General features: G+C 42.5%; 25 protein-coding genes, 1 riboswitch and 1 other annotated feature. Of the genes, 11 read left to right on the top strand and 14 right to left on the bottom strand.

Going from position 1 to position 25,862, the window contains the following annotated elements; translation table 11 throughout:
- Window positions 1–57: 57 nt before the first annotated feature.
- Window positions 58–741: a pseudouridine synthase gene (locus EYW48_RS07715; RefSeq protein ID WP_176313200.1), complete on the top strand. Its 684-nt coding sequence runs from the start codon at window positions 58–60 to the stop codon at window positions 739–741.
- A 90-nt stretch (window positions 742–831) separates the two neighbouring features.
- Here the strand turns inward: EYW48_RS07715 and hisIE are convergent, their stop codons facing one another.
- The 9 genes from hisIE to EYW48_RS07670 form a co-directional block, all read right to left on the bottom strand.
- Entirely contained in the window at window positions 832–1,467 is a 636-nt protein-coding gene (hisIE, locus tag EYW48_RS07710) for a bifunctional phosphoribosyl-AMP cyclohydrolase/phosphoribosyl-ATP diphosphatase HisIE (protein ID WP_176246670.1), read from the bottom strand.
- Entirely contained in the window at window positions 1,464–2,237 is a 774-nt protein-coding gene (hisF, locus tag EYW48_RS07705; RefSeq protein ID WP_053309994.1) for an imidazole glycerol phosphate synthase subunit HisF, read from the bottom strand. The genes hisIE and hisF overlap by 4 nt, the downstream gene beginning before the upstream one ends.
- The gene (gene hisA / locus EYW48_RS07700) at window positions 2,219–2,956 is read right to left on the bottom strand and encodes a 1-(5-phosphoribosyl)-5-[(5-phosphoribosylamino)methylideneamino]imidazole-4-carboxamide isomerase (protein ID WP_168780609.1); all 738 of its coding nucleotides are present in this window, start codon (window positions 2,954–2,956) and stop codon (window positions 2,219–2,221) included. Before hisA ends, hisF begins: the two co-directional genes overlap by 19 nt.
- Before the next feature lie 12 nt (window positions 2,957–2,968).
- Window positions 2,969–3,595, bottom strand: coding sequence for an imidazole glycerol phosphate synthase subunit HisH (gene hisH / locus EYW48_RS07695; RefSeq protein ID WP_171980012.1), 627 nt, complete (start codon window positions 3,593–3,595; stop codon window positions 2,969–2,971).
- Window positions 3,595–4,668, bottom strand: coding sequence for a bifunctional histidinol-phosphatase/imidazoleglycerol-phosphate dehydratase HisB (gene hisB / locus EYW48_RS07690; protein WP_053309997.1), 1,074 nt, complete (start codon window positions 4,666–4,668; stop codon window positions 3,595–3,597). The genes hisH and hisB overlap by 1 nt, the downstream gene beginning before the upstream one ends.
- A 118-nt stretch (window positions 4,669–4,786) precedes the next feature.
- Window positions 4,787–5,827, bottom strand: coding sequence for a histidinol-phosphate transaminase (hisC, locus tag EYW48_RS07685; protein ID WP_053309998.1), 1,041 nt, complete (start codon window positions 5,825–5,827; stop codon window positions 4,787–4,789).
- A 2-nt stretch (window positions 5,828–5,829) separates the two neighbouring features.
- Window positions 5,830–7,125, bottom strand: a complete 1,296-nt coding sequence (hisD, locus tag EYW48_RS07680) for a histidinol dehydrogenase (RefSeq protein WP_277432206.1) — start codon at window positions 7,123–7,125, stop codon at window positions 5,830–5,832.
- 5 nt (window positions 7,126–7,130) lie between these two features.
- Complete coding sequence (gene hisG / locus EYW48_RS07675; RefSeq protein WP_053310000.1) at window positions 7,131–8,027, bottom strand: ATP phosphoribosyltransferase; 897 nt, start codon at window positions 8,025–8,027, stop codon at window positions 7,131–7,133.
- 56 nt (window positions 8,028–8,083) lie between these two features.
- Window positions 8,084–8,220: a sequence feature (His leader region), on the bottom strand.
- 189 nt (window positions 8,221–8,409) lie between these two features.
- Window positions 8,410–10,005, bottom strand: coding sequence for a Na+/H+ antiporter NhaC family protein (locus EYW48_RS07670; RefSeq protein WP_176312076.1), 1,596 nt, complete (start codon window positions 10,003–10,005; stop codon window positions 8,410–8,412).
- A 116-nt stretch (window positions 10,006–10,121) separates the two neighbouring features.
- Window positions 10,122–10,305: riboswitch (Lysine riboswitch) on the bottom strand.
- 417 nt (window positions 10,306–10,722) lie between these two features.
- On the opposite strand from EYW48_RS07670, the gene EYW48_RS07665 reads away from it, so the two are divergent.
- The gene (locus EYW48_RS07665) at window positions 10,723–11,136 is read left to right on the top strand and encodes an H-NS family nucleoid-associated regulatory protein (RefSeq protein WP_053310002.1); all 414 of its coding nucleotides are present in this window, start codon (window positions 10,723–10,725) and stop codon (window positions 11,134–11,136) included.
- A 56-nt stretch (window positions 11,137–11,192) separates the two neighbouring features.
- On the opposite strand, the gene EYW48_RS07660 is transcribed toward EYW48_RS07665, so the two are convergent.
- Together EYW48_RS07660 and EYW48_RS07655 are read right to left on the bottom strand one after the other, a co-directional pair.
- Window positions 11,193–12,497 carry an inosine/guanosine kinase gene (locus EYW48_RS07660; protein ID WP_053310003.1) on the bottom strand — a complete coding sequence of 435 codons (1,305 nt, stop codon included), beginning with the start codon at window positions 12,495–12,497 and terminating at the stop codon, window positions 11,193–11,195.
- A gap of 102 nt (window positions 12,498–12,599) precedes the next feature.
- Entirely contained in the window at window positions 12,600–12,869 is a 270-nt protein-coding gene (locus EYW48_RS07655; RefSeq protein WP_168786740.1) for a hypothetical protein, read from the bottom strand.
- Window positions 12,870–13,158: 289 nt separating this feature from the next.
- Here EYW48_RS07655 and mnmA point away from each other — a divergent pair, with 289 nt between their 5' ends.
- From mnmA to purB, 3 genes are read left to right on the top strand one after another with little or no spacing between them, the layout of a single operon-like run.
- Window positions 13,159–14,280 (top strand): tRNA 2-thiouridine(34) synthase MnmA, encoded by a 1,122-nt coding sequence (gene mnmA / locus EYW48_RS07650; RefSeq protein ID WP_277432205.1) that lies wholly within the window; start codon window positions 13,159–13,161, stop codon window positions 14,278–14,280.
- A 19-nt stretch (window positions 14,281–14,299) separates the two neighbouring features.
- Window positions 14,300–14,917 (top strand): high frequency lysogenization protein HflD, encoded by a 618-nt coding sequence (gene hflD / locus EYW48_RS07645; protein ID WP_053310006.1) that lies wholly within the window; start codon window positions 14,300–14,302, stop codon window positions 14,915–14,917.
- A gap of 53 nt (window positions 14,918–14,970) precedes the next feature.
- Window positions 14,971–16,341, top strand: coding sequence for an adenylosuccinate lyase (gene purB, locus EYW48_RS07640; RefSeq protein ID WP_053310007.1), 1,371 nt, complete (start codon window positions 14,971–14,973; stop codon window positions 16,339–16,341).
- A 118-nt stretch (window positions 16,342–16,459) separates the two neighbouring features.
- On the opposite strand, the gene serC is transcribed toward purB, so the two are convergent.
- Together serC and EYW48_RS07630 are read right to left on the bottom strand one after the other, a co-directional pair.
- The gene (gene serC / locus EYW48_RS07635) at window positions 16,460–17,557 is read right to left on the bottom strand and encodes a 3-phosphoserine/phosphohydroxythreonine transaminase (RefSeq protein WP_176246472.1); all 1,098 of its coding nucleotides are present in this window, start codon (window positions 17,555–17,557) and stop codon (window positions 16,460–16,462) included.
- 129 nt (window positions 17,558–17,686) lie between these two features.
- Window positions 17,687–18,946, bottom strand: coding sequence for a DUF945 family protein (locus tag EYW48_RS07630; protein WP_176313202.1), 1,260 nt, complete (start codon window positions 18,944–18,946; stop codon window positions 17,687–17,689).
- A gap of 171 nt (window positions 18,947–19,117) precedes the next feature.
- Here EYW48_RS07630 and EYW48_RS07625 point away from each other — a divergent pair, with 171 nt between their 5' ends.
- The 3 genes from EYW48_RS07625 to EYW48_RS07615 all read left to right on the top strand — a co-directional run bounded on the left by EYW48_RS07625 (window position 19,118) and on the right by EYW48_RS07615 (window position 22,296).
- Window positions 19,118–21,049, top strand: a complete 1,932-nt coding sequence (locus EYW48_RS07625) for an ATP-binding protein (RefSeq protein WP_277432223.1) — start codon at window positions 19,118–19,120, stop codon at window positions 21,047–21,049.
- Between the two features lie 20 nt (window positions 21,050–21,069).
- On the top strand, window positions 21,070–21,567 hold the full coding sequence (locus EYW48_RS07620) for a response regulator (RefSeq protein WP_261917851.1): 498 nt from the start codon (window positions 21,070–21,072) through the stop codon (window positions 21,565–21,567).
- 183 nt (window positions 21,568–21,750) lie between these two features.
- The gene (locus EYW48_RS07615) at window positions 21,751–22,296 is read left to right on the top strand and encodes a hypothetical protein (RefSeq protein WP_172533471.1); all 546 of its coding nucleotides are present in this window, start codon (window positions 21,751–21,753) and stop codon (window positions 22,294–22,296) included.
- Between the two features lie 67 nt (window positions 22,297–22,363).
- On the opposite strand, the gene EYW48_RS07610 is transcribed toward EYW48_RS07615, so the two are convergent.
- Window positions 22,364–22,951, bottom strand: coding sequence for a TfoX/Sxy family DNA transformation protein (locus tag EYW48_RS07610; RefSeq protein WP_192074066.1), 588 nt, complete (start codon window positions 22,949–22,951; stop codon window positions 22,364–22,366).
- 370 nt (window positions 22,952–23,321) lie between these two features.
- Here EYW48_RS07610 and EYW48_RS07605 point away from each other — a divergent pair, with 370 nt between their 5' ends.
- The 3 genes from EYW48_RS07605 to EYW48_RS07595 all read left to right on the top strand — a co-directional run bounded on the left by EYW48_RS07605 (window position 23,322) and on the right by EYW48_RS07595 (window position 25,771).
- Window positions 23,322–24,242 carry an HDOD domain-containing protein gene (locus EYW48_RS07605; RefSeq protein WP_274675277.1) on the top strand — a complete coding sequence of 307 codons (921 nt, stop codon included), beginning with the start codon at window positions 23,322–23,324 and terminating at the stop codon, window positions 24,240–24,242.
- 23 nt (window positions 24,243–24,265) lie between these two features.
- Window positions 24,266–25,171, top strand: a complete 906-nt coding sequence (locus tag EYW48_RS07600; protein WP_053310015.1) for a lysine exporter LysO family protein — start codon at window positions 24,266–24,268, stop codon at window positions 25,169–25,171.
- Window positions 25,172–25,258: 87 nt separating this feature from the next.
- Window positions 25,259–25,771 carry a hypothetical protein gene (locus EYW48_RS07595; RefSeq protein ID WP_168522485.1) on the top strand — a complete coding sequence of 171 codons (513 nt, stop codon included), beginning with the start codon at window positions 25,259–25,261 and terminating at the stop codon, window positions 25,769–25,771.
- Window positions 25,772–25,862 lie beyond the last annotated feature (91 nt).

Genomic DNA, 25,862 nt, shown 5'->3' with positions numbered 1-25,862 from the left:
CCAAAGTTCAGAAAACTTTCAAACACAGTTCATTTACATTTTTGCAAGGTAGTTAACATGTCATCCCGCTTGCGCAGTGATTTCGCCTCTTCATCTCGATCTTCTCGTTCTTCTAATTTAAAACAGCGTGGCCAGCAAAAAAGGCGTCCAACGGCTGCAAAAGCACCCGCAGATCACACTAAAAAACGTGTTTCAATTTCCGAACGCAAAATCATTATCTTCAACAAACCTTACGATACCTTGAGCCAGTTTACCGATGGCGAAGGTCGAAAAACACTCGCTGATTTCATCCCAGTTAAAGATGTCTATGCCGCCGGGCGATTAGATAGAGACAGCGAGGGATTAATGGTTTTAACCAATGATGGGATCTTGCAGGCTAAATTAACCCAGCCGCAATCGAAATCGCCAAAGACATACTGGGTACAAGTGGAAGGAGAGCCTCTGCAAGCTGACTTAGATAAACTGCGCAATGGTGTAGAGCTAAAAGATGGGATGACCCTCCCCGCTGTTGTGGAAGTCATAGAACAGCCGCAGCTTTGGGAGCGTAATCCTCCAGTTCGTTTTCGCGCTAATATCCCTACTACATGGCTTGCTATCACCATAATTGAAGGCAGAAACCGTCAAGTAAGGCGAATGACCGCCAATATTGGCTTTCCGACTTTGCGGCTCATTCGCTATTCACTGGGAGAAATGACCTTGGGCGATTTACAGCCCGGCGAATGGAAAGAAATTACTCTATAAAACTTTTCAAATGATAACCACCTACTGAAGTAGGTGGTTTAGGACTAACAACAAAAAATGAAGCCTCTTATCATAAGAGGCTTTAATTCGTTATTTATGGCGTTCTTTAAGCTTATTTATCACATCACTGAGCGATAATCCTTGGTCTTGCAGTAGTACTAACAAGTGATAGAGCAAATCTGCTGATTCACACACTAATTCCGCCTTATCGCCCGACGTCGCCGCAAGCGCAACTTCAACACCTTCTTCGCCCACTTTCTGCGAAATACGCTTGGTTCCACGAGCGTAAAGGCTGGCAGTATAAGAGGAGTCTGGGTCAGCACTCCTGCGGGCAGCCAATAGCTGCTCAAGTTGATGAAGCCACACCATTTGTGACTCTTCTTGTGTGTCCGCATCCCAGCAGGTTGTCGTACCGGTGTGGCACGTTGGCCCAATAGGATCCACTTTCACCAGCAGCGTATCGTTATCGCAATCAAGAGCCATATTCTTCAGTTGCAATACATTGCCTGAAGTTTCACCTTTGGTCCAAAGGCGCTGTTTAGTTCGTGAGAAGAAGGTCACCTGCCCTGTTTGCGCGGTTTTTTGCAGCGCCTCCTGGTTCATGTAACCCATCATCAATACTTGGCTAGACTGAAAGTCTTGCACTATAGCCGGTACTAAGCCTTCGACTTTGTCCCAATCAATACGTTCAGAAAGTGCTACTGCACTCGATACTTCAAAACTCATCGTCTTACCTCTACACCTTCTGCTTTCAAATACTGCTTCAATTCACCAATGTTGATGATCTGCTTATGGAATACTGATGCCGCGAGCGCACCGTCGACATTGGTTTGCTGATAAGCTTGCGCAAAATGCTCCATAGCACCAGCACCACCCGATGCTATCAAAGGTACGCGACACACTTCACGCACCATCTGTAATTGCTCTAAATCATAGCCATTACGCACACCATCTTGGTTCATCATGTTCAACACGATTTCACCTGCACCACGGTTTTGTACTTCTTGTACCCAATCTCGGGTTTCCCACTTTGTTGCTTTGGTGCGAGCTTCATCGCCAGTAAATTGGTAAACCTGGTACTTACCAGTTTCTTTATCGAAGTAAGAATCGATGCCGACTACAATGCACTGCACGCCAAATTTATCAGCTAAATCGGTGATAAGCTGTGGGTTAGCTAATGCTGGGGAATTGATGGAAACCTTATCAGCACCAAACTCTAAAATACGAGCGGCATCTTCAGCCGACTTAATACCACCAGCCACACAAAATGGAATATCAATCACTTCAGCAACGCGTGCAACCCAACTTTTATCAACGACTCGACCATCACTTGAGGCGGTAATATCATAAAATACCAACTCGTCTGCGCCTTCTTCGGCATACCGTTTAGCTAGCGGTACGATATCACCAATAATTTCGTGGTTGCGAAACTGAACCCCTTTCACCACTTGTCCATCACGAACATCCAAACAAGGGATTATGCGTTTTGCCAACATGCGAATGCCTCCTCTGCGGTGAACTTGCCATCGAGTAAGGCTCTACCGACGATCACACCAGCAACGCCGCTACCTTTTAGCGCTTCAATATCGGCCAAACTGCCGATACCACCCGATGATTGGAATTGCACTTGTGGGTATTGCTTGCACAAATCTACATACAACTCAACATTTGAGCCAGTTAACGTGCCATCACGGGAGATATCGGTACACAATACGTGTGTCAAACCCACCGTCAGATAATCATCGATCAGGGCTTCAATCGTTACACCTGAATCTTCTTGCCAACCTGAAATGGCCACTTTACGTGTACCGTTTTGATCAATGTTGATATCAAGCGCTAGCACAATTTTTTCTGCGCCATATTTTTCCATCCAACCTTTGACCAATTCAGGTTGTTTTACTGCGGTGGAACCAACCACGACGCGTTGCGCTCCCGCGGCTAATAAATCAACCACATCTTGCTCATTTCTTACTCCACCACCAATTTGGATATTGGCAGGAGTGCTTGCAAGTAATTTGGCAATCAGATCAAGCTGACGTGCTGACGTGTCTTTTGCTCCAGTCAAATCGACAAGGTGCAGCCAGTTGGCTCCAGCTTGGTGGTAGAGGTTAAATTGCTCTGCGGGGTCGACCTTATATTCGGTGACTTGACCATAATCGCCTTGAAACAAGCGAACGACTTGGCCTTCAATTAAATCTAATGCTGGAATAATCATGTGTAATTCCCTTTATAATTCCAAGAAGTTCTTAATCAACGTTGAACCTGCTTTTGATGAGCGTTCTGGATGAAATTGCACGCCATAATAGTTACCGCTTTGCAGTGCGGCAGTAAAAGGCTTGCCGTATTCACATGCTGCAATGGTGTACTCACCAACTGGCATAGCAAAACTGTGTACGAAGTAGAAATACTCATCCTCTTCGATACCTTTAAACAGCGGGTGCCCAGCTTTGGCGCTGACCGTATTCCACCCCATATGTGGCAGCGGTAAATCTCCGGTATCCATTAAGCGAACTTCACCATCACACAAACCTAAGCATTCCACTATCTCATTGGCTTTTTGACCTTTTTCTTCGGATAATTTGCCTAACAGTTGCATCCCCAAACAGATGCCGAGTAACGGCTTGTCAACTTGCTTAACCAAAGCGATCAAGTCTCGCTCTTGCAAGTTTTTCATCGCTTCGCTTGCTGTTCCCACCCCTGGCAAAAAGAGTTTGTCTGCGGCTAGCACTACACTTGGTTGCTTTGATATGGTGACAGGGTAACCTAAACGTTCAATAGCAAACTTAACCGAAGAGACATTGGCGCATCCCGTATCGATGATAACAACTTTTTGTTTTTCACTGGCTAACGACATTAAAGCACCCCTTTACTGCTAGGAAGTTCATTGCCTTCTACTCTAATCGCTTGGCGTAACGTACGGCCAAAGGCTTTAAACAAGCTTTCAATAATGTGGTGGTCATTCTCACCAGTTGAAGAGAGATGCAGTGTGCACGCTAAAGTGTCCGTCAGTGAGCGGAAAAAGTGATACACCATTTCTGTAGATAGGTCCCCGACTTGTTCACGACTAAATGTTGCATCAAATTTAAGGTAAGGACGCCCTGACAGATCGAGCGCACACTGTGCCAAACATTCATCCATCGGTAATGAGAAACCAAAACGACCAATTCCACGTTTGTCACCTAGCGCATCTTTTAAGGCTTGTCCTAGCGCCAAAGCGGTATCTTCAACCGTGTGGTGATCATCGATGTGTAGATCACCATTAACACTCAACTTAAGTTGGAAGCCACCGTGAGTTGCTATTTGATCAAGCATATGGTCAAAAAAGCCCAATCCGGTTTCAATTTTGTTGTTACCACTTTCATCCAAATTCACCGCGACCTTAATGTCAGTTTCCTTGGTAGTACGTACTACTTCCGCAGTGCGAGCGTTGACCGTTAACGCTTTTAGAATCTCACGCCAGCCCATGGTTTGCGGGTGATATTGAATGCCACGAATCGCCATATTTTCAGCAAGTTGAAGATCCGTGGTGCGGTCGCCAATCACAACTGATTGTTGAAAATCTACCTTACCCGCTTGCAGGTATTCTTTCACCATACCCAATTTAGGCTTACGACAAGTGCAGTTATCTTTTTCGAAATGTGGACAGATCAACACATCATCAAATTTAACGCCTTGTGATTCAAACACATCCATCATCATATTATGTGGTGCATCAAAATCATCCTGCGGGTAGCTATCGGTACCTAACCCGTCTTGGTTTGTCACCATTACCAGTCTATACCCTGCCTCTTGCAGAGCCAGTAGACTTGGGATGACATAAGGTTCGAATTTGAGTTTGTCTAAGCGATCCACTTGAAAGTCGACCGGCGGCTCAACAATTAAGGTGCCATCTCGATCAATGAAGAGAATTTTTTGCTGCTTGCTCACGGGAATATCCTTTTCTATTGACCTATAACGTTTTATTCATCGCCATAGGCTTATTGTTTATTATTTCTCTGTCGCAACGTGTTTTTATACAAAGTGGCGACTAGTTATACCCAATAGGTTATTGGTAATAATTACGAATAAACGCGAGCGTTTTTTCACACTCTTCTCGATTACCCACACTGATTCTGACGCAGTCTTGGATCGGCGAATTTCGCAAGATAATCCCGTGTTCCCAGGCGGCTTTAAATAGCGCATCACCGTCTGGGAATTTCACCAGTAAATAGTTGCCCCAACCTTCATAGACGGTCAAATTAGGCACCATATACAAACCAGCCTGTAGATATGCACGATTCGCATTGAGATCCAATACTTGGAATTTAGCGCGAGCAAGACCAGCTTCAGACAGTGCCTGAATCGCTATTTCAGCGACAGGAACTGGCACAGGGTAAGGAGCAATCACTTTTTGTAATACGTCGATCAATTCTTTATTGGCTAAGGTAAAACCACAACGCAATCCAGCCAGTGCAAATGCTTTAGATAAGGTGCGCAAAATTGCCAAATTCGGATATTTCGCTAATAGATCAACGGTCGATGCCTCTGGACAAAAATCAATATATGCTTCATCCATCACCACAATGGCGCGATCTTTTGTCATCTCCAATAGCGAAATGATGTCGTTACGCTCAACCAAATTACCAGTTGGGTTATTTGGACTACAAACAAAAACGAGCTTCACATTATCCAAATTGGCAGTAATCGCATCCAAGTCAAGCTGCCACTCGTCTGTCAAAGGGACAACTTTACGCTCGACACCAATGGTCTCTGCGCTGATAGCATACATACCGTAAGTCGGTGGACAGTATAAAATCGCGTCTTCGTTAGGTTCACAAAAAGCGCGGATCAACAGCTCGATACCTTCATCAGCACCACGTGAAGTGAGTACTTGTTCAGGTTTTACTCCCGCATAAGCCGCATAAGCGTCAATCATTGCTTTAGGTTGGCAATCGCTATAACGATTCAAGCGTGCGAAGTCTGTTTTGTATTCATTATTGAATGGAGATTCATTAGCGTTAAGCCAAACATCTCCTGTGCCACCAATACGGCGAGCTGACAGGTAAGGTTTTAATGCCTGAATCTGTTTACGAGCCAGTTTTTCCATGATCATTTCACCTTCTGCAATTTTTCAACTCGAATGGTTACCGCACGTTTATGGGCATCCAAACCTTCAGCTTCAGCCATCGTTACAACCGTTGGTGCAAGCAGTTGAAGCCCATCAGCGCTAAGTTCTTGCACTGTCATTCGCTTACTAAAGTCGGCCAAACCAAGGCTAGAATAAGTGCGTGTATAGCCGTAGGTTGGCAGCACATGGTTTGTACCTGAGGCGTAATCACCTGCCGATTCTGGCGACCAATCACCTAAGAAAATTGAGCCGGCATTATCAAGTAATGGCAACAACTCACGCGGGTTACGTGTTTGAACAATTAAGTGCTCAGGACCGTAATAGTTAGAGATAGAAACCGCTTGAGTTAATGATTCGGCAATTATGATCAAACTTGAAGCAAGCGCCTTTTCTGCGATAGCAGCACGTGACAGCTCTTTTAGCTGCTTTTGTACCGCATCGGTGACTTGGTCTGCGATTACTGGCGATGGCGTTACCAGTACCACTTGAGAGTCGGGACCATGCTCGGCTTGGCTAAGTAAATCTGCGGCAATAAAATCGGCATCGGCCGTTTCATCAGCAATTACAAGCACTTCTGAAGGACCCGCAGGCATATCAATGGCTGCACCACGAAGATCATTACTCACTTGGCGCTTTGCTTCTGTCACGTAAGCATTACCGGGGCCGAATATTTTGTCTACTTTAGAGACCGACTCCGTTCCATAGGCCATTGCTGCAATCGCTTGACCGCCACCAACGTTATACACTTCATCGATATTGCATAACTTAGCAACATAGAGGATCTCATCCGCAATCGGTGGCGGTGAACAAAGCACGACTTTTCGACAACCTGCGATTTGAGCAGGAACGCCCAGCATCAAAACCGTAGAAGGAAGTGGTGCGCTGCCACCTGGAATGTATAATCCGACAGTATTGATAGGACGCGTTACTTGCTCACAGACAACACCGGGTTGCGTTTCGACTTTGATGGGCTGTGGGCGCTGCGCTTTGTGAAACTTAGCAATATTGGCATAAGCCTGCTCTAATGCTTGCTTCATTTTGTCAGACAAGCGCTCTGAAGCCGCGTCTATCTCTTCGCTCGACACTCGAATTGAGCTCGGTTTTACACGGTCAAACTTCTCTGTTAGCTCCAATAATGCCGCATCCCCGTCGGCTTTCACTTTAGCGATCACCTCATTCACTGCAGCGGTAATGTTTACACCTTCGGCAATGGCTGGACGCTCCAAAATCGAATCTTGTTGAGTTTCACTCAATGATTGCCAAACAACTGTTCTCATCGTGGTTACTCCATCATCTTATCGATAGGTAGCACTAGAATGGAGCTTGCACCTAGCGCTTTAAGACGCTCCATCGTTTCCCAAAATAAATTCTCAGTGCTCACGACATGAACTGCCACGCGATTTTTCTCAGCAGACAGAGGAAGAACCGTCGGGTCCTCAGCGCCAGGAAGAAGATCTTTGATTGCTTCTAATTGATCAACAGGAGCATGTAGCATGATGTATTTCGATTCTTTGGCTTGAATCACGCCTTGCATACGCGTCAGTAAACGTGCGATCAGTGCTTGTTTGTCTTCCGTGAATTCACCTTGACGTTGAATAAGTGTCGCTTTGGATTGGAAAATCACCTCGGCTTCTTTAAGACCATTAGCTTCTAATGTTGCACCAGTTGAAACCAAGTCTGCAATCGCGTCAGCCAAACCAGCACGAGGGGCAACTTCAACTGAGCCTGTTAGCACACAGGTACTGAAATCAATGCCCTGCTTGTCCATATAGGCTTTCAGAAGCTGCGGGTAAGTCGTGGCAATGCGTTTGCCGGCTAAATCTTGAGGACCGTTATATTGCTCATCTTTGTTAATCGCAATAGATAAACGACAACCACCAAAATCAAGGCGACGTAGTGGTACAAATTCGCTTGGCTTGTTTTGTGATAGACGCTCTAAACGAACCTCTTCTAATTCGTTTTCACCGATAAAACCCAGATCAACGACACCGTCCATTACCAATCCTGGAATATCGTCATCACGTACAAGTAACAAATCAATTGGCATATTCATTGAGTGAACCACTAAACGCTCACCCATGATGTTAAATTTCACACCACATTTTTTCAGTAAGTCTTGGCACTCTTTACTCAAGCGACCTTTTTTCTGGATTGCGATTCTTAAGCGTTGTGTTTGCATGACGATTTCCCTATGTACAATTTATTGAATTTATTTGAATTTTAATTAAGCCGAAAATGAAAAAACCCTCGGGAGATTTGTGGTCTCCCGAGGGTTTTAATCTAAATGCTTTGACTTAACCACCGAGAGTTTCCTTCCTCCCGGGTATGCGTACACCTCCCCGAAAGATTATTTAGGGTGATGATGGTGATGAATGTTCATTACAAAATTACGCATACTTATGAGCCCTTGTTTGGCTTACTGTCTTGCATCCACACTAACTAAGCCAGTCTGTTTTTTCAACCAAAAATTTGGTTTTTTTTCATCTTTCGTAAAAATACTAGTTAACACATTAAAAAAGGGAAGTTTTACCTTCCCCTTTATTAATTTTTCATATTAAAAACTATGCATTTTCATAATTCGTAATTTTTGAACGAGATAAAGATGCAAGCACTAAACATACAATCACAAAGGCAACCGAAGCGGCACTAAAGGAGATCAGTACCGACGCCGTCATACCTAACACGACAAAACCGACACAAGAAACCAAGGCAGTTGCTAAAGCGTAAGGAAGCTGTGTGGATACATGGTCAATATGATTACAACGAGCACCTGTGGATGACAAAATTGTGGTGTCAGAAATCGGTGAACAGTGGTCACCAAACACAGAACCCGCAAGTACAGCACTTAGCATAGGTAGCATAAGCGCAATATCTGTAGCTCCCGCCATGTCACCCGCTATCGGTAACATAATACCAAACGTACCCCAAGAGGTACCTGTAGAGAATGCCATCAGACCTGAAAGCAAAAACAAAATAACAGGCAACCAGTGAGGATTGATGTTGCCTTGAACAAGTGAAGACATGTAAGCGCCAGTCTTCATATCACCAATTACAGAACCGATCGTCCAAGCGAAAACCAAAATTAGAATGGCACCAAACATAGACTTAGCACCAATCCACAATGTTTTCACAACATCAATCATTGGTAACTGTTGCTTAAATACAGTAAAGAGTGCCATTGCCAAGCCGACTAAACCGCCATAAATAAGCGAAGTGCCTACATCTGTATTTTCAAATGCACCAAACAAGTCAAAGGCTTTGCCATCGGCAGCCAATGATTGACCACCTGTGTATAACATCGCTGAAATAGTGGCAATAATAAGAAGTACAATTGGCAAAATAAGGTCAGAAACTTTGCCGTGTTCGCTTTCTTTGATGTCTAGCTCTTCATTTAAATCATGAGCTTGCTGGCTATCATTGTCATCATCAAAGCCACGACCTTGGGAAGCTTCCATTTCGTGTTTGCGCATTTGGCCAACATCCAACTGGAACCAAACCACAGCAAACACCATCAGCAAAGCGAAAATAGCGTAAAAATTCATTGGCACTAGACGGATGTATGCACCCAGCGCTGAATATTCAGTGATACCATGAGAAACGAGAATGCCACCAATGATAGTCATGATATAAGCACCCCAACTCGAAGCTGGCATCACAACACACATCGGTGCTGCAGTTGAATCTAGAATATAAGCAAGCTTGGCACGAGAGACATAAAAACGGTCAGTAACAGGGCGAGAAATTGAGCCTACTGCCAAGCTATTAAAATAGTCGTCAACGAAAATAAACACACCCAAAAATGCAGCAAGCAATTTTGAACCGCGTTTGCTTTTGACTCGTACCTGCGCCCATTCAGCGAAAGCACGGGTACCACCAGACAATGTCAGCAACGCTGTCATCATGCCTAATAAGAGTAAAAATCCGACAATACTCATATTCCAAGTATTGAGACCACCATCTTCCACAAACACACTAGCTACTTTAGTTACAACGTAGCTGCTACCATCGACTACCGAGTAATTGGTGAGTAGTAACGCGCCTAGCAAAATGCCGACACCAAGCGACACCAGAACACGGCGGGTAATAACGGCTAAACTCAACGCCACTAATGGCGGTAATAGCGATAAGGGAGATGATGCAAAATCGATTAAATTCATGATCTTCAAAAACCAGTAAGTAAATGGTCAGAGATCTACTGCAGACAAATTACGAGAAATCATTTCAACGCAATTAATGTTGAACTAAGCGAAAGGGAAGCGAACACTTCACCCAACCCTACAGTAGCGCTCCATAGTTTAACAAAATAATAGACTATGGCAGTGTTGTTCCTATTCGAATACAACCCCAGCGAGTAGTTTTAATATACACACTCACTTCGGCGACAAAACCTTTCACTTCTGCTCATTGGTATCACCCCAGCAAAAGTTACTAATTCCTATCGCGCCTCTACGTCAAAGAAAGTACAAAAAACCATTGTTAAGTCATTTTAACAACGATTCATTCCTTACTTCGCTTTAGGTGGTTGTCATTGTACTTAACAACAAACTCATTGCAACAGATGATCCAGTTTAAATTGGATCATTTCAGATCACACTGATAAGCAAGTGTTGACACTATTTTCATAAGTCGATGCAAGGTATATCACGAAGATATAATAAGAAAACAAATTTATCAGCGACTGAAAATAACATTGATAATCTTGTAATACCTGCTACTTAAGTATGAAACTGAAGAATCATTGGTTAGTTTCATATTTTTTGTAAAAAACAATTTCCAATAAGTTTTTTATTAATATTCTGAACTTAATATTGTAAGAAAAATTTCCTCAGTTTATTATTACCTTGTCGACTAAATTAAATCTTATAGGAATAGTCATGTCTGAATTAACAAAAACTCTACTAAATATCCGTAGCCTACGCGCTTTCTCTCGTGAACTAACTCTTGAGCAACTTGAAGAAGCTCTAGATAAATTAACGATTGTTGTACAAGAGCGTAGAGAATCAGAAGAGGAAGAACGTTCAGCTCGCGCTGAACAAGAAGCCAAACTTGCAGCTATTGCAGAACAAATTGCAAAAGATGGTATTGATGTTAGCGCATTAATTTCAGCACTTTCTGGTGAAACAAAAGGCAAAGTAAAAGCTCAAGGTAAACGCGCACCTCGCCCTGCAAAATATAAATATGTTGATAATAACGGCAATGAAAAAACGTGGACTGGTCAAGGCCGTACACCTTCTGCAATTCAAGAGCAACTTGATGCAGGTAAGTCTCTAGAAGAATTTGAGATTTAATTATCAATTAAATAAAAAGGCTCCCTATCGGAGCCTTTTTATTATCTGTAAGAACATTAGCGTTCCCAATATGCTTCTTCTAAACTGTCTTCGCGTTCAGGCAAACCACGAGATAAACGTGGAGAATGTTGCACTAACACTTCATAGCTCGCACGATTAGAATATTTACAGACTTGAGAAAATGATGAATAGGTTAAAAAGTCGTTCTGGTGCTTACTTGAATTAGGTACATTCTCTTTGTGATATTTATTGGCGGCCATATCATGCAATAAGGCCGATAAAGCCGCATCACCGGCGCCATTCGTGTTTTTAATTTTTTCAGGGCCACCCATATAAGGTGCAATATGAGAATAAATACGGATTGGGTTTTCACAGCTTATTTTTGATGCTGGGCGGCTAAACTCGTAACGGTTAAATTCAGGAATCGAACCTGGCAATAGCGGCAATGACGTCTCTCGTTTTGCTGAATCTTCTGTATAACCGGCCATAAACAGCCCAACAGGACCTGCGGTACACAATACTAAATCAACCCAATCTAACGCTTTATTCGATGCAGCAAGCGGATCACTTTCACCAGTTAAAGCCTCTGCTTCATCTTCGTTCATGGCAACGACAGTGACATTATCACGCAAAAATTCTTGCCAATATTGAGGGTCGTCTTGAATAACAAATTTTGTCCCTAGTGTTAATACCACTGGTACATCGTATTTTTTGGCGTACTCAATCGCCTTCATTGTTGCATCAGGCATCGGATCGCCCTTTTTACAACGCACAAGATACGCCGTGATAACTAATGCCGAAGCACTACGAAATATTTTTTCAGGCACATTATCCGGGGTAAGTTGATTCATCTGCCCTTCGCTAATGGCAAAAGTACGCTCTCCATCTTCAGTAATTAGCGCAAAACAACGACCAATAGCGCCATCCACACCTTGTAAATAATTCAAATCCATACGACTTGATGTATTACATAGATAACGGTATCCATAACTGCCTATTTTTATATCCTGGCTCATGACCCCTAATAAGGTAGATCGATCATCGGCCAACACCGAATAATTGTGTAATGTATTACCTATAGTGCCACCGGCATACTCATTCGTAATTAAGTTATTTTCTTTTAGCTCGACATAAAGCGCTTCGGCTTTTTGATCATCAATAACTAATGAGTGCCCTTTACTAAGCCCATATTTATCAATTAGGTCTGTTGTTACTTTCGCTTCTATATCGACCAAGGTTTGGTCAATACCAATAATATGTGTACGCGACATCTTCTTATTTTCTTGTGATTGAATGACAAGAGGATCGCGAGCGTGAACAGGAAAGTAATGCTTGGATTTGCGTTGACCAGGAAATTTCATAACGTAAGTCTGAGTAAAGGGGTGAAGGATGCGCGATTCTACCGCGCACCCAATTGCGCGGCAACTAAGTCGATTATAGCAAACGTTTGCTGATGGTTATTTTTATTCACCTTCCATGAAGCTGAGATCTGGTAGCATATCCAAATGCTCAGAATAACGTTTCAAATTGAATTCACCTTCATTTTTCATCACATCGAAAACTTCAATCGCTAGCGCACACGCTATCGATGCCACCGCATCTTCTCGGCTACTCCCTGTCATCATCAGACGCATTAATGTCTCTTTTACTTTGATTGGATTTCCTTCTGCGAGTTGATTTTCAACCGTTTCAATCAGAATCGCGTCATCCATTATTTGGTTTTCATCTTGCATGTTGCTGCCTTATATAAATCTAACTAATAGGTTGAAATTATTGGCAAACCATATGTGCCATTTCAAGTGATGTAAGTCATCACAGAAAACCCAACCCTATAAGAGAATATCGAGAATTTCATGCACTATGCCATAGGCAATTAGAGAACTCTAAAATTAATTTATCTTTAATACTGGTGGAAACTACAGCAATTAAGCGTAATAGAAGTGTGATTGCAGTCTCGGATCTGTCCCCACTAAAATCTTTCTGATAGAATCTGCATCCAAGTCAATTTAGTGGTATTTAGTAATGTCAGATAACCGCTGCGCAAACAGCCAAAAGAAAGTCATTGTCGGCATGTCCGGTGGTGTTGATTCCTCAGTTTCCGCGTATCTTCTTAAAGAGCAAGGTTACCAAGTTGAAGGCCTGTTCATGAAGAACTGGGAAGAAGACGACAATGAGGAATATTGTACGGCAGCAGAAGATCTCGCTGACGCACAGGCAGTTTGTGACAAACTAGGTATCCACCTGCACACGATTAACTTTGCCGCAGAATACTGGGATAACGTATTTGAGTATTTCCTCGCTGAATACAAAGCTGGGCGTACGCCTAACCCAGACATTCTTTGTAACAAAGAAATCAAGTTTAAAGCCTTCCTAGAATTTGCCGACGAAGTGCTTGATGCCGATTACATTGCTATGGGTCACTACGTGCGTCGCACCTTCCCTGAAGGCAATGAAAAACCACAAATGTTACGTGGGTTGGACAACAATAAAGACCAGAGCTATTTCCTTTATACGTTAAGTCACGAACAAGTTGCACGCAGCCTATTCCCTGTTGGTGATTTAGAAAAACCTGAAGTTCGCCGTATTGCTGAAGGACAAGATCTAATTACTGCGAAGAAAAAAGATTCAACTGGCATTTGTTTTATTGGCGAACGCAAATTTACTGATTTCTTATCTCGCTATTTACCTGCCCAGCCGGGTAAAATTGAAACGCCAGAAGGTAAAGTGATTGGTGAGCACCAAGGTTTGATGTATCACACTTTAGGTCAGCGTAAAGGGTTGCACATCGGTGGCCAAAAAGGCGGCGGTGGTAATGAAGACCCATGGTATGTCGCAGAGAAAGATCTGCAACGTAATGTTCTTATCGCGGTGCAAGGTGCTGATCACCCATTGCTTAAGTCTCAAGGTTTGATCGCATCACAATTACACTGGGTTGATCGTACGCCAATTACGGAACCATTGAGCTGCACAGTGAAAACACGTTATCGTCAAACGGATATTGCATGTACTATCATCCCTATTGATGATGACACTATAAAAGTTATTTTTGACGAGCCTCAAGTCGCCGTCACCCCGGGTCAATCTGCCGTTTTCTATAAAGACGATGTTTGTCTTGGTGGTGGAATTATTGAACAGCGCATTTAATTGATTTAGGAGTAATTACGTGGCTAACACCATTTATGACCGTACCATCGCATTTGCCGGTATCTGCCAAGCGGTTGCCTTAGTGCAACAAGTCGCGAAAAATGGTCACTGTGATTCAGACGCGTTTGAAACTTCTCTAACGGCTATTTTAAGCACTAACCCAAGTAATACTCTCGATGTTTTTGGCTCTGAGGCTAACCTTAAGGTTGGCCTTGAGTGCTTAGTAAAAGGTATCGATAGCACGCCTTCTGGCAGTGAGCTTACTCGTTACATCATTAGTCTAATGGCATTAGAACGTAAATTAGATGGTCGCCGAGATGCAATGTCACAACTTGGCGATCGGATCCAAACCGCCGAACGTCAAATCGAACATTTTGATTTGTTAGACGATCAGATGGTCAGCAATATAGCCAGTATTTATCTTGATGTCATTAGCCCTATTGGGCCGCGTATCCAAGTCACCGGCACCCCTACAGTATTACAACAAACTTCAACTCAGCACAAAGTACGAGCACTGCTCCTTTCGGGGATCCGCTGCGCGGTATTGTGGCGCCAAGTTGGAGGAAAACGTCGCCATTTGATTTTCGGTCGTAAGAAAATGATCGAACAAGCACAAATACTTTTGGCGCGTATCTAGCTTCAATGCAAAGAATTCACTCTCATACTTAACCTCAAATTCAGGAGAAAAACATGGAACTGTCAGCCTTGACTGCTGTTTCACCGGTAGACGGCCGCTACGGAAGTAAAACGATTGCGTTACGCAGTATCTTTAGTGAGTTTGGTCTCCTCAAATATCGCACCATCGTTGAAGTACGTTGGCTACAGAAGCTTTCAGCAACCGCTGAAATCGCTGAAGTACCAGCATTCAGCGCAGAAGCGAATCAATTCCTCGATAATATTGCTGCAAACTTCTGTGAAGAAGACGCTGCTCGTATTAAAGAAATTGAACGCACGACGAACCATGATGTTAAGGCTGTAGAGTACTTCTTAAAAGAAAAAGTGGCAGAGATGCCTGAGCTGCACGCCGTCAACGAATTCATTCATTTTGCTTGTACCTCTGAAGACATTAACAATACTTCTCACGCGTTAATGCTAAAAGAAGCACGTGACACCGTTATTCTTCCTGAAATTCGTAACATCATTGATGCAATCCGTAAGCTAGCAGAAGAGTACCGAGATATTCCGTTACTTTCTCGTACCCACGGCCAGCCAGCTTCTCCTAGTACAATGGGGAAAGAGATGGCTAACGTAGCGTACCGTATGGAGCGCCAATATAAGCAAATTGCTAATGTTGAGATCTTAGCCAAAGTGAATGGCGCAGTGGGGAACTATAACGCTCACCTATCAGCTTATCCTGAAGTTGATTGGCATCATTTCAGTGAACAATTTATTACTGAATGCTTGGGCGTAACGTGGAACCCTTATACAACACAAATCGAACCTCATGATTACATTGCAGAATTGTTCGATGCCGTTGCTCGTTTCAATACCATTCTGATTGATTTCGATCGTGATATTTGGGGCTATATTGCACTGGGTCATTTCAAGCAAAAAACCATCGCTGGCGAAATCGGTTCTTCAACCATGCCGCATAAAGTAAACCCAATCGATTTTGAAAACTCCGAAGGTAACCTTGGTCTAGCTAACGCGGTATTCGGTCATTTGGCTCAAAAACTGCCTATCTCACGCTGGCAGCGTGACCTAACTGATTCGACTGTATTACGTAACCTAGGTGTGGGTGTTGGCTATGCAATTATCGCCTACACATCAACACTAAAAGGCATTAGTAAACTCGAAGTTAACCGTGATGCACTATTGGCAGAACTGGATAAAAACTGGGAAGTATTAGCAGAACCAGTCCAAACTGTGATGCGCCGCTATGGTATTGAAAAGCCATACGAGAAGCTTAAAGAACTTACACGTGGTAAGCGTGTTGATGGTGAAGCAATGCGTAATTTCATTGACGGCTTAGAGCTACCAGAAGCTGAAAAAGCACGCTTGAAAGAGATGACGCCAGCAAACTATATTGGTCAAGCTATCGAACTCACAGATAAGCTGTAAGACTTAGCTTCGACTCTCTATGACAAAGCCCACGATATTCGTGGGCTTTCGTTTATCAACACAACAGCCTTTGCTCACACAGCAGATGATGTGCTCTTGGTGTGATATCAATTATTTTTTATGCATATTGCTTTTCAAATTCGTGCATAAAATCAACCAGCGCTTGGACCCCTTCCAATGACATTGCATTGTAGATAGAAGCACGCATACCACCAACCGCACGGTGACCTTTTAGTGAAGCTAAACCGCGTGCCTCTGCTTGCTCTAAAAATACGCTATCCAGCTCTGGTTTTGCTAATTGGAAAGGGACATTCATTAGAGAACGGTTATCTGGGTGGATCTCATTACGATAAAATGGAGACTCATCAATACAGTTATATAATAAGGCTGCTTTTTCATGGTTAATCAATTCAATGGCTTGAACACCACCCTGCTCTTTCAACCATTTGAATACCAAGCCTGACAAATACCAAGCAAATGTCGGTGGTGTATTGAACATGGAGTCTTGTTCTGCCTGAACTTTATAGTTCAAAATCGTCGGTAAAACATCGCTAGCCAATCCCAGAAGATCATCACGCACAATCACAATACAGATGCCTGCCGGGCCTATATTCTTTTGTGCACCCGCATAAATCACACCGTATTTTGACACATCAATTTGACGAGAAAGAATAGTTGAAGACATATCGGCCACAATCGGCTTATCCGTTTGAGGAAGATCATTGATTTCAATACCATCTATCGTTTCGTTCGGACAAAAATGAACATACGCGGATTCAGGGTCAATTTCCCAATCACAGGCAGGGATAACAGCAGCCTTACCATCTTTAGTGATTTTGGCATTAAACACATCAGGTTCGCAGTATTTGCTCGCTTCGTTAATCGCACTTTCTGCCCAATAACCAGCATCTATATAGGTTGCTTTAGTTGCGTCACCAAGTAAATTAAGAGGCACGGCGGCAAACTGAGCTCGTGCACCACCTTGGCAAAATAAGACTTTATAATTATCAGGAATATTCAATAAATCGCGTAGATCTTGTTCCGCATCTTGAGCGACTTTGATAAATGGTTTGCTACGGTGGCTAATTTCCATCACGGACGTGCCAAGTTCATTCCAATTCACAAACTCAGCTTGTGCTTTTTCCATTACCGCTTTTGGCAAACCCGCAGGGCCCGCACTAAAATTATAAACAGTGTCCGTTTGATTTGGTTCCATGAAGTCCTTGCTCCTACTATCGACAATTAGTGTGATTAATAACACTTTTTGCACAGGATAAAAAGCGAGAAAAGAGGTCATGTGACCTCTTTTTTTTATTGATAGGGAAAAAGCATTACTTTACTGACATTAACCAAGCATTACTGGCATCAACAAGGCAACCAGTGGAAGTTGCTTGCCGTTTTTAAACTCCAGATTTCCTTGTTTAATTTCAGCTTGAAGTCGATATCCATCAGCCTCTTGAACCATCATTTCCATGATAACAAGTTCATCGATGCCTTGTTTAATGAATGGAAAATCTTCGACCAATTGATTCGAAATAAAAGTATCAACATTACCCACTAACGCTGGCAAAATAATACTTGGGTCTTGCAATATATCATTGGTTCCTTCCGGTACAGCGATTTTCCATTTTGATTCAAACTCACCACTAGCGATTTTTAGCGCCATTTTATTCATAGAAAGGTAGAAACCTTTCGCAAATAAAGACTCGATATAAGGTAAGGCCTGCTGAATATCTTGTTCCGACAATGCAGGGTTATTTTGGTATAGTGTGGTGAGTTTTTCCAATGATTCACTGTCTAAGTCACCCAAGGTGAAATCAATATTTAAATCATTCACTTCACCGTCATTTGAAAGCAGTTTTTCCAACACGACAACATGATTACTGCTAAAGCGGGCAAGTTCGCCATTGATTGAAGAGTCGAATTTATAGGTGGCATTAGTCACATCAAGCACACTGTTTTCGAACCCATCAACAACACTCAAACGTGATAAAGCCAGTGACTGGTCTCCCAACCAAAAACCTTTGTCTTGTTTACCTGCACCTTGACCAGACACTTGAGAAAGCGCCATTTTCTCACCACTCGCAAAGTCAAGTTCGACTGATGGAACATCAAGTTGGTAGGATATTTCACCTAGCACAGTGACCTCCCCTTCTAATGTTGCAGGTGAAGTCGACACCACCATTTGGCCATCTTGTGTCGCATAATGCCAGCTATCTAATACAAAGGAATATTGCGTATTACCATTAAGTTGCGTTGTACTGGTTAAGCTTAACGGAAAATCAGGTGTATCCACTAATGATGAATGAGCCGTTAAGCTCATAAGACCATGCTCAACCTTGCTATTAACTAGGAACTCAGTTGGCAAGCCGTCAGCTACCAATTGTTGCTTTAGTCCCTCATCGATTATCTGATAACGTGTTTGAACGTTAGAGGAAAGGTAACCGCGATCATAGTTAACAATCTCGGCCTGAAAAGCCGAGGAAGAGAGCTTTGCTATCCCATCGCTGATGACATTATGCCCAATTTGACCCACAGCAAGCGGCCAACATAGCGCGAGAGAGATTGCGCCACCTACGGCACCAATCATTTTTAATTGTTTCATAGTTTTCTATCCTAAACAGTTTCACTCAGTCTACCGTAAAGAAATGAAAACCAAAACATAGAGTTAAGTCAGAGTATTACTAGAGGATGAGAAATTCTAAAACCTAGCTCTCAAACCCAATTTTAGATAATTGCTACAGTAGAATAAATCGCCATGACTCTAGAGGCTCGAGTGAATCATTACGCACTACTTTGTTTAGATAACAACCCTATCAGTGTTGATCAACTGCGCTTTGAACTGGCGCCATTTGCGCTTAAATTTGATTTACATACTGCCGAATCCATCGAAGAAGCAGAACAAACACTTGAGTATTTACAGGAGCAGCAGCAAACCATTGCTTTGGTTATCGCCAGTCACCACGAAGCATTTAATGGCGCAGATTTTTTAACTCACCTCGATAAGTCTGAGCACACTCGCTCAGCTCGTAAGGTATTGATCAGTTGCGGACAAGATATTCAAGCCATTCTCAGCGCCGTCAATGAAGGACGTCTTGATCATTGTTTAACAAAACCAGTCCCCGACCAAATATTATACAAAACCGTTCACAAAGAGCTCACCACTTATATTTTAGAGAACGATAAAGAGAACATTCTCAATTACAGCACTGTACTTGATCAACAGCGTATTTTACGTGCACATATTGACAATAAAATGCGCAGCTACAGAGATGGCTTCATCTCTGACTACCACAAGCTTTCTGACAGTGAATTAGCCGAGCAAGTAATCGGCGCTCTTCATCAATTTTTTGAAAATGAAGATGAAACTCATGCTTGTAGAACCTATTCAGCAGAGCACCTACTGACTAAAGAGGGCGAAGACAACCGCTTCTTATGGTTCATTACCGAAGGAGAGGTCGCTTTATATAAAAAGGATGAGCTTGGTCAACAGCGAGAAGTGGTTCGACATAAAAAAGGGAATATTGTCGGTGGAATGTCTTTCGTTACCGGAGAAAAATCCTTTTCCACCGCCATTACTTTGACCAAAACTGATGTAATTAAGTTAGACCGAGATGTCTTTTCCAAGGTAATGCATTCTGACACACGGTTACTGCCCCTTTTTACCAACTTATTATTGCGCCACTTCAATCGCCGTCTGCAACGCAGTATTAACACAAAGCTAGAACTACAAAAGACGCTTGAATCATTGGAGTCGGCTCATCAACAGCTTATCGAACGAGAAAAGATGGCGATGTTAGGGCAACTTGTCGCTGGCGTTGCTCACGAGTTGAATAATCCGATTGCCGCCATCTTGCGAGGGACTGAAACATTATCCAATAAAATTGAGCTGATAGTGAATGCGACGAGCAACCAATCACTACAAAATAAGGGCAGTCAATTACTTCAAGCCGCTTTACAGGCAAAACCGACATCAACGGCCGAAGAGCGAACCCGAGCCAAAACTCTTGAAGTGGAAATAAAAAACCGTTTGGTTGCCAAAAAGCTAGTCAAGTTGAATCTCGATGATGATGCCGAACTCAAACAATTAGCCAAAAACTCGCCAGATAACGCATTGGAAAGGTTAGAGCATTTAGAAAGTTACTTCTTAACTGGTAGCACGTTACGATCCATAAATGTTTGTGCACAACGCATTGCCGATATGGTCAAAAGCTTAAAAGGTTATGCGCGACCAGACGATGAAACCCTTCATAGAGTCGATATTCATGAAGGTATCGAAGACACTTTAGTGATCTTTGAAAACCGCCTTAAACGGCATAGCGTAGAAAAAGAGTATGCGCAATTACCCCTTGTTTCCTGCCAGCCCATCGCATTACAACAAGTATGGACCAACCTAATATCCAATGCCATTGATGCGTTTCCTGAACATGGGGTGTTACATATTACAACCAAACAAACGAGACACGATGATCGCCCTTTTGTCACTATTAGCTTCACAGATAACGGCAGTGGCATAGATGACGAGCAAAAAGCCAATATTTTCACATTGAACTACACCACCAAAAAAGAGGGCAACTTTGGTCTTGGGATCGGTTTATCTGTATGTCAACAAATTGTCCAGCAACATAAAGGCTGGCTTGAGGTTCAATCGAAAAAAAACACCTACACCACAATGACAGTTTGGCTACCAATTAATCCGCCTCAGTAGCTTTGATAAAGGAGAAAATCATGAACAAATTCTTGATTCTATGTGTCGACGACGAACGAGAAGTTTTAGATAGTGTGATGCAAGACTTAGACTGCTTCGAAGAATATTTCATCGTAGAAGCTGCGGAATCGGTTACTGAAGCAAAAGACGTTATTGCAGAAAACCAAGCTCAACATATAAAACTCGCCTTGATACTGTGTGACCACATCATGCCAGAGCAAACTGGGATTAGTTTTTTGATAGAATTAAGTCAAAACGAAGAGACAGCGCAGACTCGAAAAGTGTTGCTCACAGGCCAAGCAGGTTTAGAAGATACGGTTGAAGCTGTCAATCACTCTAGCCTGCATTTTTACGTTGCCAAGCCTTGGAATGGCGATAAGCTGCGAGAAATAATAAAAGATCAATTAACGCAGTATATGATTGCCAATGAATCCGAGTTAATGCCATGGGCGCGAGTTTTAGATGCCGAAAAAATATTTAATGCCATCGCAGAAAACCGCATTAACTTTGGCGAATAACCCTATTTTTTATGAAAATGGCACTTTCTTTGCTTATTTTTTGCCAAGACGACAAAAGAATGACATTTTTTTGGTGGTGGCAATAGCTCACTATGCACTATGATGTCTTAATTGATTAATGTCACAGTGGATTTTCCACTACTGACCATGGAAATAAACTAAAAATATAGGTTTATAGTGACTATGCGTAAAACAATCATTGCGGCAGCACTACTGCTTGCCTCTGGGCAAACATTGGCTGAATCCGACCGAAACAGCCCAACGGTCATGAGCAACTTTAATTATGACTATATCGAAGCTCGCATTGGAGTCAGTCCAGTAACATTTGGTGCAGCAATAAGTAAGTCTATCCACCCAAATGCTCATATTATTGGCCGTATTGACTCTGAATTTGAAAGTGATTTTGATGCTGCTGCAGGTTTTGGTTTCCACGCCCCCATCAACAACTGGGCAGACTTTACTGGTGAAATGTTGCTTCGCATCGTCGATAGTGAAAATAGCAGTACCGATACCGGAATAGAGTTAAATCTAGGTGTTCGTCAGTGGCTTGGCCCACAACTTGAAATAGGTGGTAAAGGCGGTTATGTCTCAATTGATGACAATGATGACTGGATTGCGTCTTTCTATGCTCGCTTCCACTCCACAGAACTATTCTCCGTCGGGGCTGAAGCTCGTATTAACGATGCGTACGGTGAGCAGTTGATGTTCACCACTCGCTTTAAGTTCTAACGAACTGTTATACAAAAAGCCAAGATAAGTGTCTTGGCTTTTTGTGACCGTCAATTATCCTCATTGTTTACGAACAACGATTCAATAACTGGCGCTTACGAGGTTCTTGTAACAGTTTCCAGTGAATACCTTCGATTGCGCCCGCAAATTTCCAAAGTAATTTAACATCCACGTCGCTGCCATAGATTTTTCTCACCTTAGAAAAAACCTCTGATGCCCCTAATTCTATAAATGTCTCGACATCAGCAACACCAGCTTTTTTGACCATGCGCTCGAGTGTTAACTGCATATTTGGTAAATCACGCAAACGCCGACTAGCAGAAGATTTTTGGAAACTTCTTTGCTTTACGGAGTGCCGTATTGAGTGGGCAACGATAGCATCAAGCTCTTCACTTTCACTAACAAAAAGGTCAGTAATATCATAGTAGTTCACCGTTGCTGTGGTTTGCTTTTTGACGTGTTTATACTTTTCACAGCCTAAGCGAGTCAACATGCTATCAAGATGGCCACCACCGCGGATAAAAATACGCTCCTCGCTGATAAGAGAGTACATCGCCTCATTTTGAAACAACCCCACTCCACCAAACATAGAACGCTTTTGGAAAGCGCCAAACTTAATTACATAATCGAAAAATGCTTGCTCAGTCATATCCATTGATCCTTAATCAAATTCCCCGATTAAACGTGATCACCAGATAGCAGCAGATTTTTTAGCGAAAAAATGAATAATTCAACGGCAAGTTATTTAATTATGTAATATTAGCTTGCCTTTATATACTCATATCATAGTTAACGATACGAAATAAGTCTGGGCATATCTCACATCCATTACTATATTTAATCTGTTTTATATGACCAGCATCACAGTATCAATTTGTGAGTGTACTTTCTTTGACACCTACAGCCTCACTTGAGGCACTTAATTTTGACCAAATAGGAACAAATTGACGTAGGCTGATGTAATTGGTTGCTTATTTAGATTAGCAAACGGTAAAATGCCCCTAATACAAATTGAGCACATTACTATGAATCACTTATCTTTTTATTGGCTTCCCGAACATCGCCAAATGCTTATCCAAGGACTAGAAAGCGAATTTGCTCAGTTAGTTGAACATTCAATTAGCACCGGGAAAATTTCGCTACCGCCAATTCCGGATGTCGTTCTTAAAATTCAGAAGCTTTGCACGTTAGAATCGTCAGGAATATCGGATGTGGCCGATTGTCTATTGGAAGACCCCGGACTTGCAGCCATCGTTATACGTGTAGCAAACTCCGTTGTTTTTAATCGCCGCAATATTACCTGCACTGACTTAATTACTGCGGTATCCCGCCTGGGTATTCTAAGAGTTCGCGATATTGTGACAGCACAAGCTATTGAACAACTAAAACACTCCGTAAACCTGAGCAAAGCATGCAATAAAATACTAGTTAACAGTGCATCGATATCAAAAGAGCTCGGTGCGACAATGGTTTTAGTCACTCAAGCCTTTAAACTACTTGAACCGGCTAAATATCAACATTTAGAGCAAGAAAAAGCACTATTAGTTGGCCTATTGGCTGATATTGGACTGTTCTGTTTAGTCAGTGAATATCACTTATATCTACAGAACGGAAATTATCTAGATCAAGAGATTGCGCTACAAATCTTCCAGTCTCGCTGCTCGAAGACCAGTCAATTGGTTTTACGAAATTGGGGTTTTGACTCAGATTTCCTAGAAGTGGCCGGAAATCAATCTTTAGTCGCATCTTCTCATGAAGTCAGTTACCTTGATGTGGCACGCATTGCACACCACTTGCTCTTATTTCGCCGACAAGACGACGATATTGATGAGCATGAAGTTGAAATTAATGCGACAGGTGCTGAAGTACTGTACAACCTCAGTAATTTAAGCGAGATTGAATTCAAATCAAAGCTGAGCGATGTCATTAGCGCGAGCGGTTTTTAAATAAAAGATAATCAGAGGATTAGATGCTCTCAGGGATGTTATTTATTTTTGCTCCATTAGTCGTGGGGTATCTATTTTCTATAACCAATCAGCAATGGTTGTCAGCGTTGAACAAAACGACCTCTTGGTTAGTCTATGTCATTCTGTTCCTTATGGGGCTCAGTTTAGCCGCACTTGATAACCTCGGCGATAACCTACAGCTGATCCTCAAATTCACTGCCGTATTTTTCTTAGCGATCGGTTTATGCAACCTGTTGGTTTTGCCGTTTGTTGACAAGTTTTGGCCGATCAAAACCGATGCAAATCACACCAAACTTCCACTTTCGAATATGGCCTTAGAGTCCATTAAACTGATTTTAGTTGTTGGGGGTGGACTAACCATCGGTGTCGTTTTAGCGTTAGATCTCAATTGGGTAGATACTGCCAGTGAATGGATTCTATTTATTTTACTCTTTTTCATTGGTATCCAATTAAGAAATAGTGGATTAACACTCAGACAAATCCTACTTAATAAACATGGCATGATCATCGCCTCAGTTATCATTGTCAGCTCATGGATTGGCGGTATCATCTCAGCGATGATTTTAGAGATCCCAGTATATAGAGGGCTCGCAATGGCATCAGGATTTGGCTGGTATTCACTGGCTGGAATTTTAATGGGTGATGCCTTCGGCCCTGTTTATGGCGGGGCTTCTTTTATGATTGAGCTATTAAGAGAACTCATTGCCTTAGTCATGATCCCCATGTTGATTCGCTCTAAACCCTGTACATCTATTGGCTATGCTGGCGCAACCGCGATGGATTTTACATTGCCAGTGATTCAAACAACAGGTGGTGTGCGTTGTGTCCCTATCGCTATCGTCAGTGGCTTTATTCTCAGCTTACTCGTGCCCATTCTGATGCTGTTCTTTGTATCACTTGCAGGCTAGGTCTCAGGAATCACCTTAATCATTATTTACACTCATAATTAGGGAGTAAACTCCCACACAATAACAAAAGCTCAAAAAGGAAGATTTATGAAACGTGTCATTGTTGCCCTACTACTTGCAGCATCTACGAATATGGCAATGGCTGCTGATAATCAATGTCTGAATAAAAAGTACGATGCCTATATTGATGCATCATTAACTTGGTACAGCGATTTAACAGATCTAGTTACTAAGCAATATCCAGATCTTGAAGAAGTAAGCCAATGGTTCTTACAAGGGCGTCAACATCACTTCGAACTCAGTCGAGCAGCCGTACATTATTATCTTCAAAACGATCCATCCAAAGTCGCCACCTCTCAACCTGTTGAAGCTTGGCTGAAACTGGAACAGCATGACGTTAAAGTACTCGCCTCACGCAGCGATGAACTTGGCCAAATAGCAAAAACCACGTTTGAAGATCGACAAACTGCACCGAACGAAAAGAATTATGAACTACGCTCAGCACTTGCAGAATTACTCAGCCATCCCAAGCAAATCGATGCGGCACTCAATCGCTACAACGATGCAATTTCAACGCTAGAAAAGAACAAGTGCCAATAAACTAAGCCCACCGCCCAACCGAATTAAGACGGGACATCTGTCCCGTTTTCGTTTAGATTGTGCCGATCGCTTTCCATAACAAATAAAAATT

It is taken from the genome of Vibrio sp. 1180_3 (assembly GCF_029478545.1).
GTDB classification, from domain to species: domain Bacteria; phylum Pseudomonadota; class Gammaproteobacteria; order Enterobacterales; family Vibrionaceae; genus Vibrio; species Vibrio aestuarianus.
Note: the sequence above shows the minus strand (reverse complement) of the source record. Positions and strands in the feature narration are given on the sequence as shown.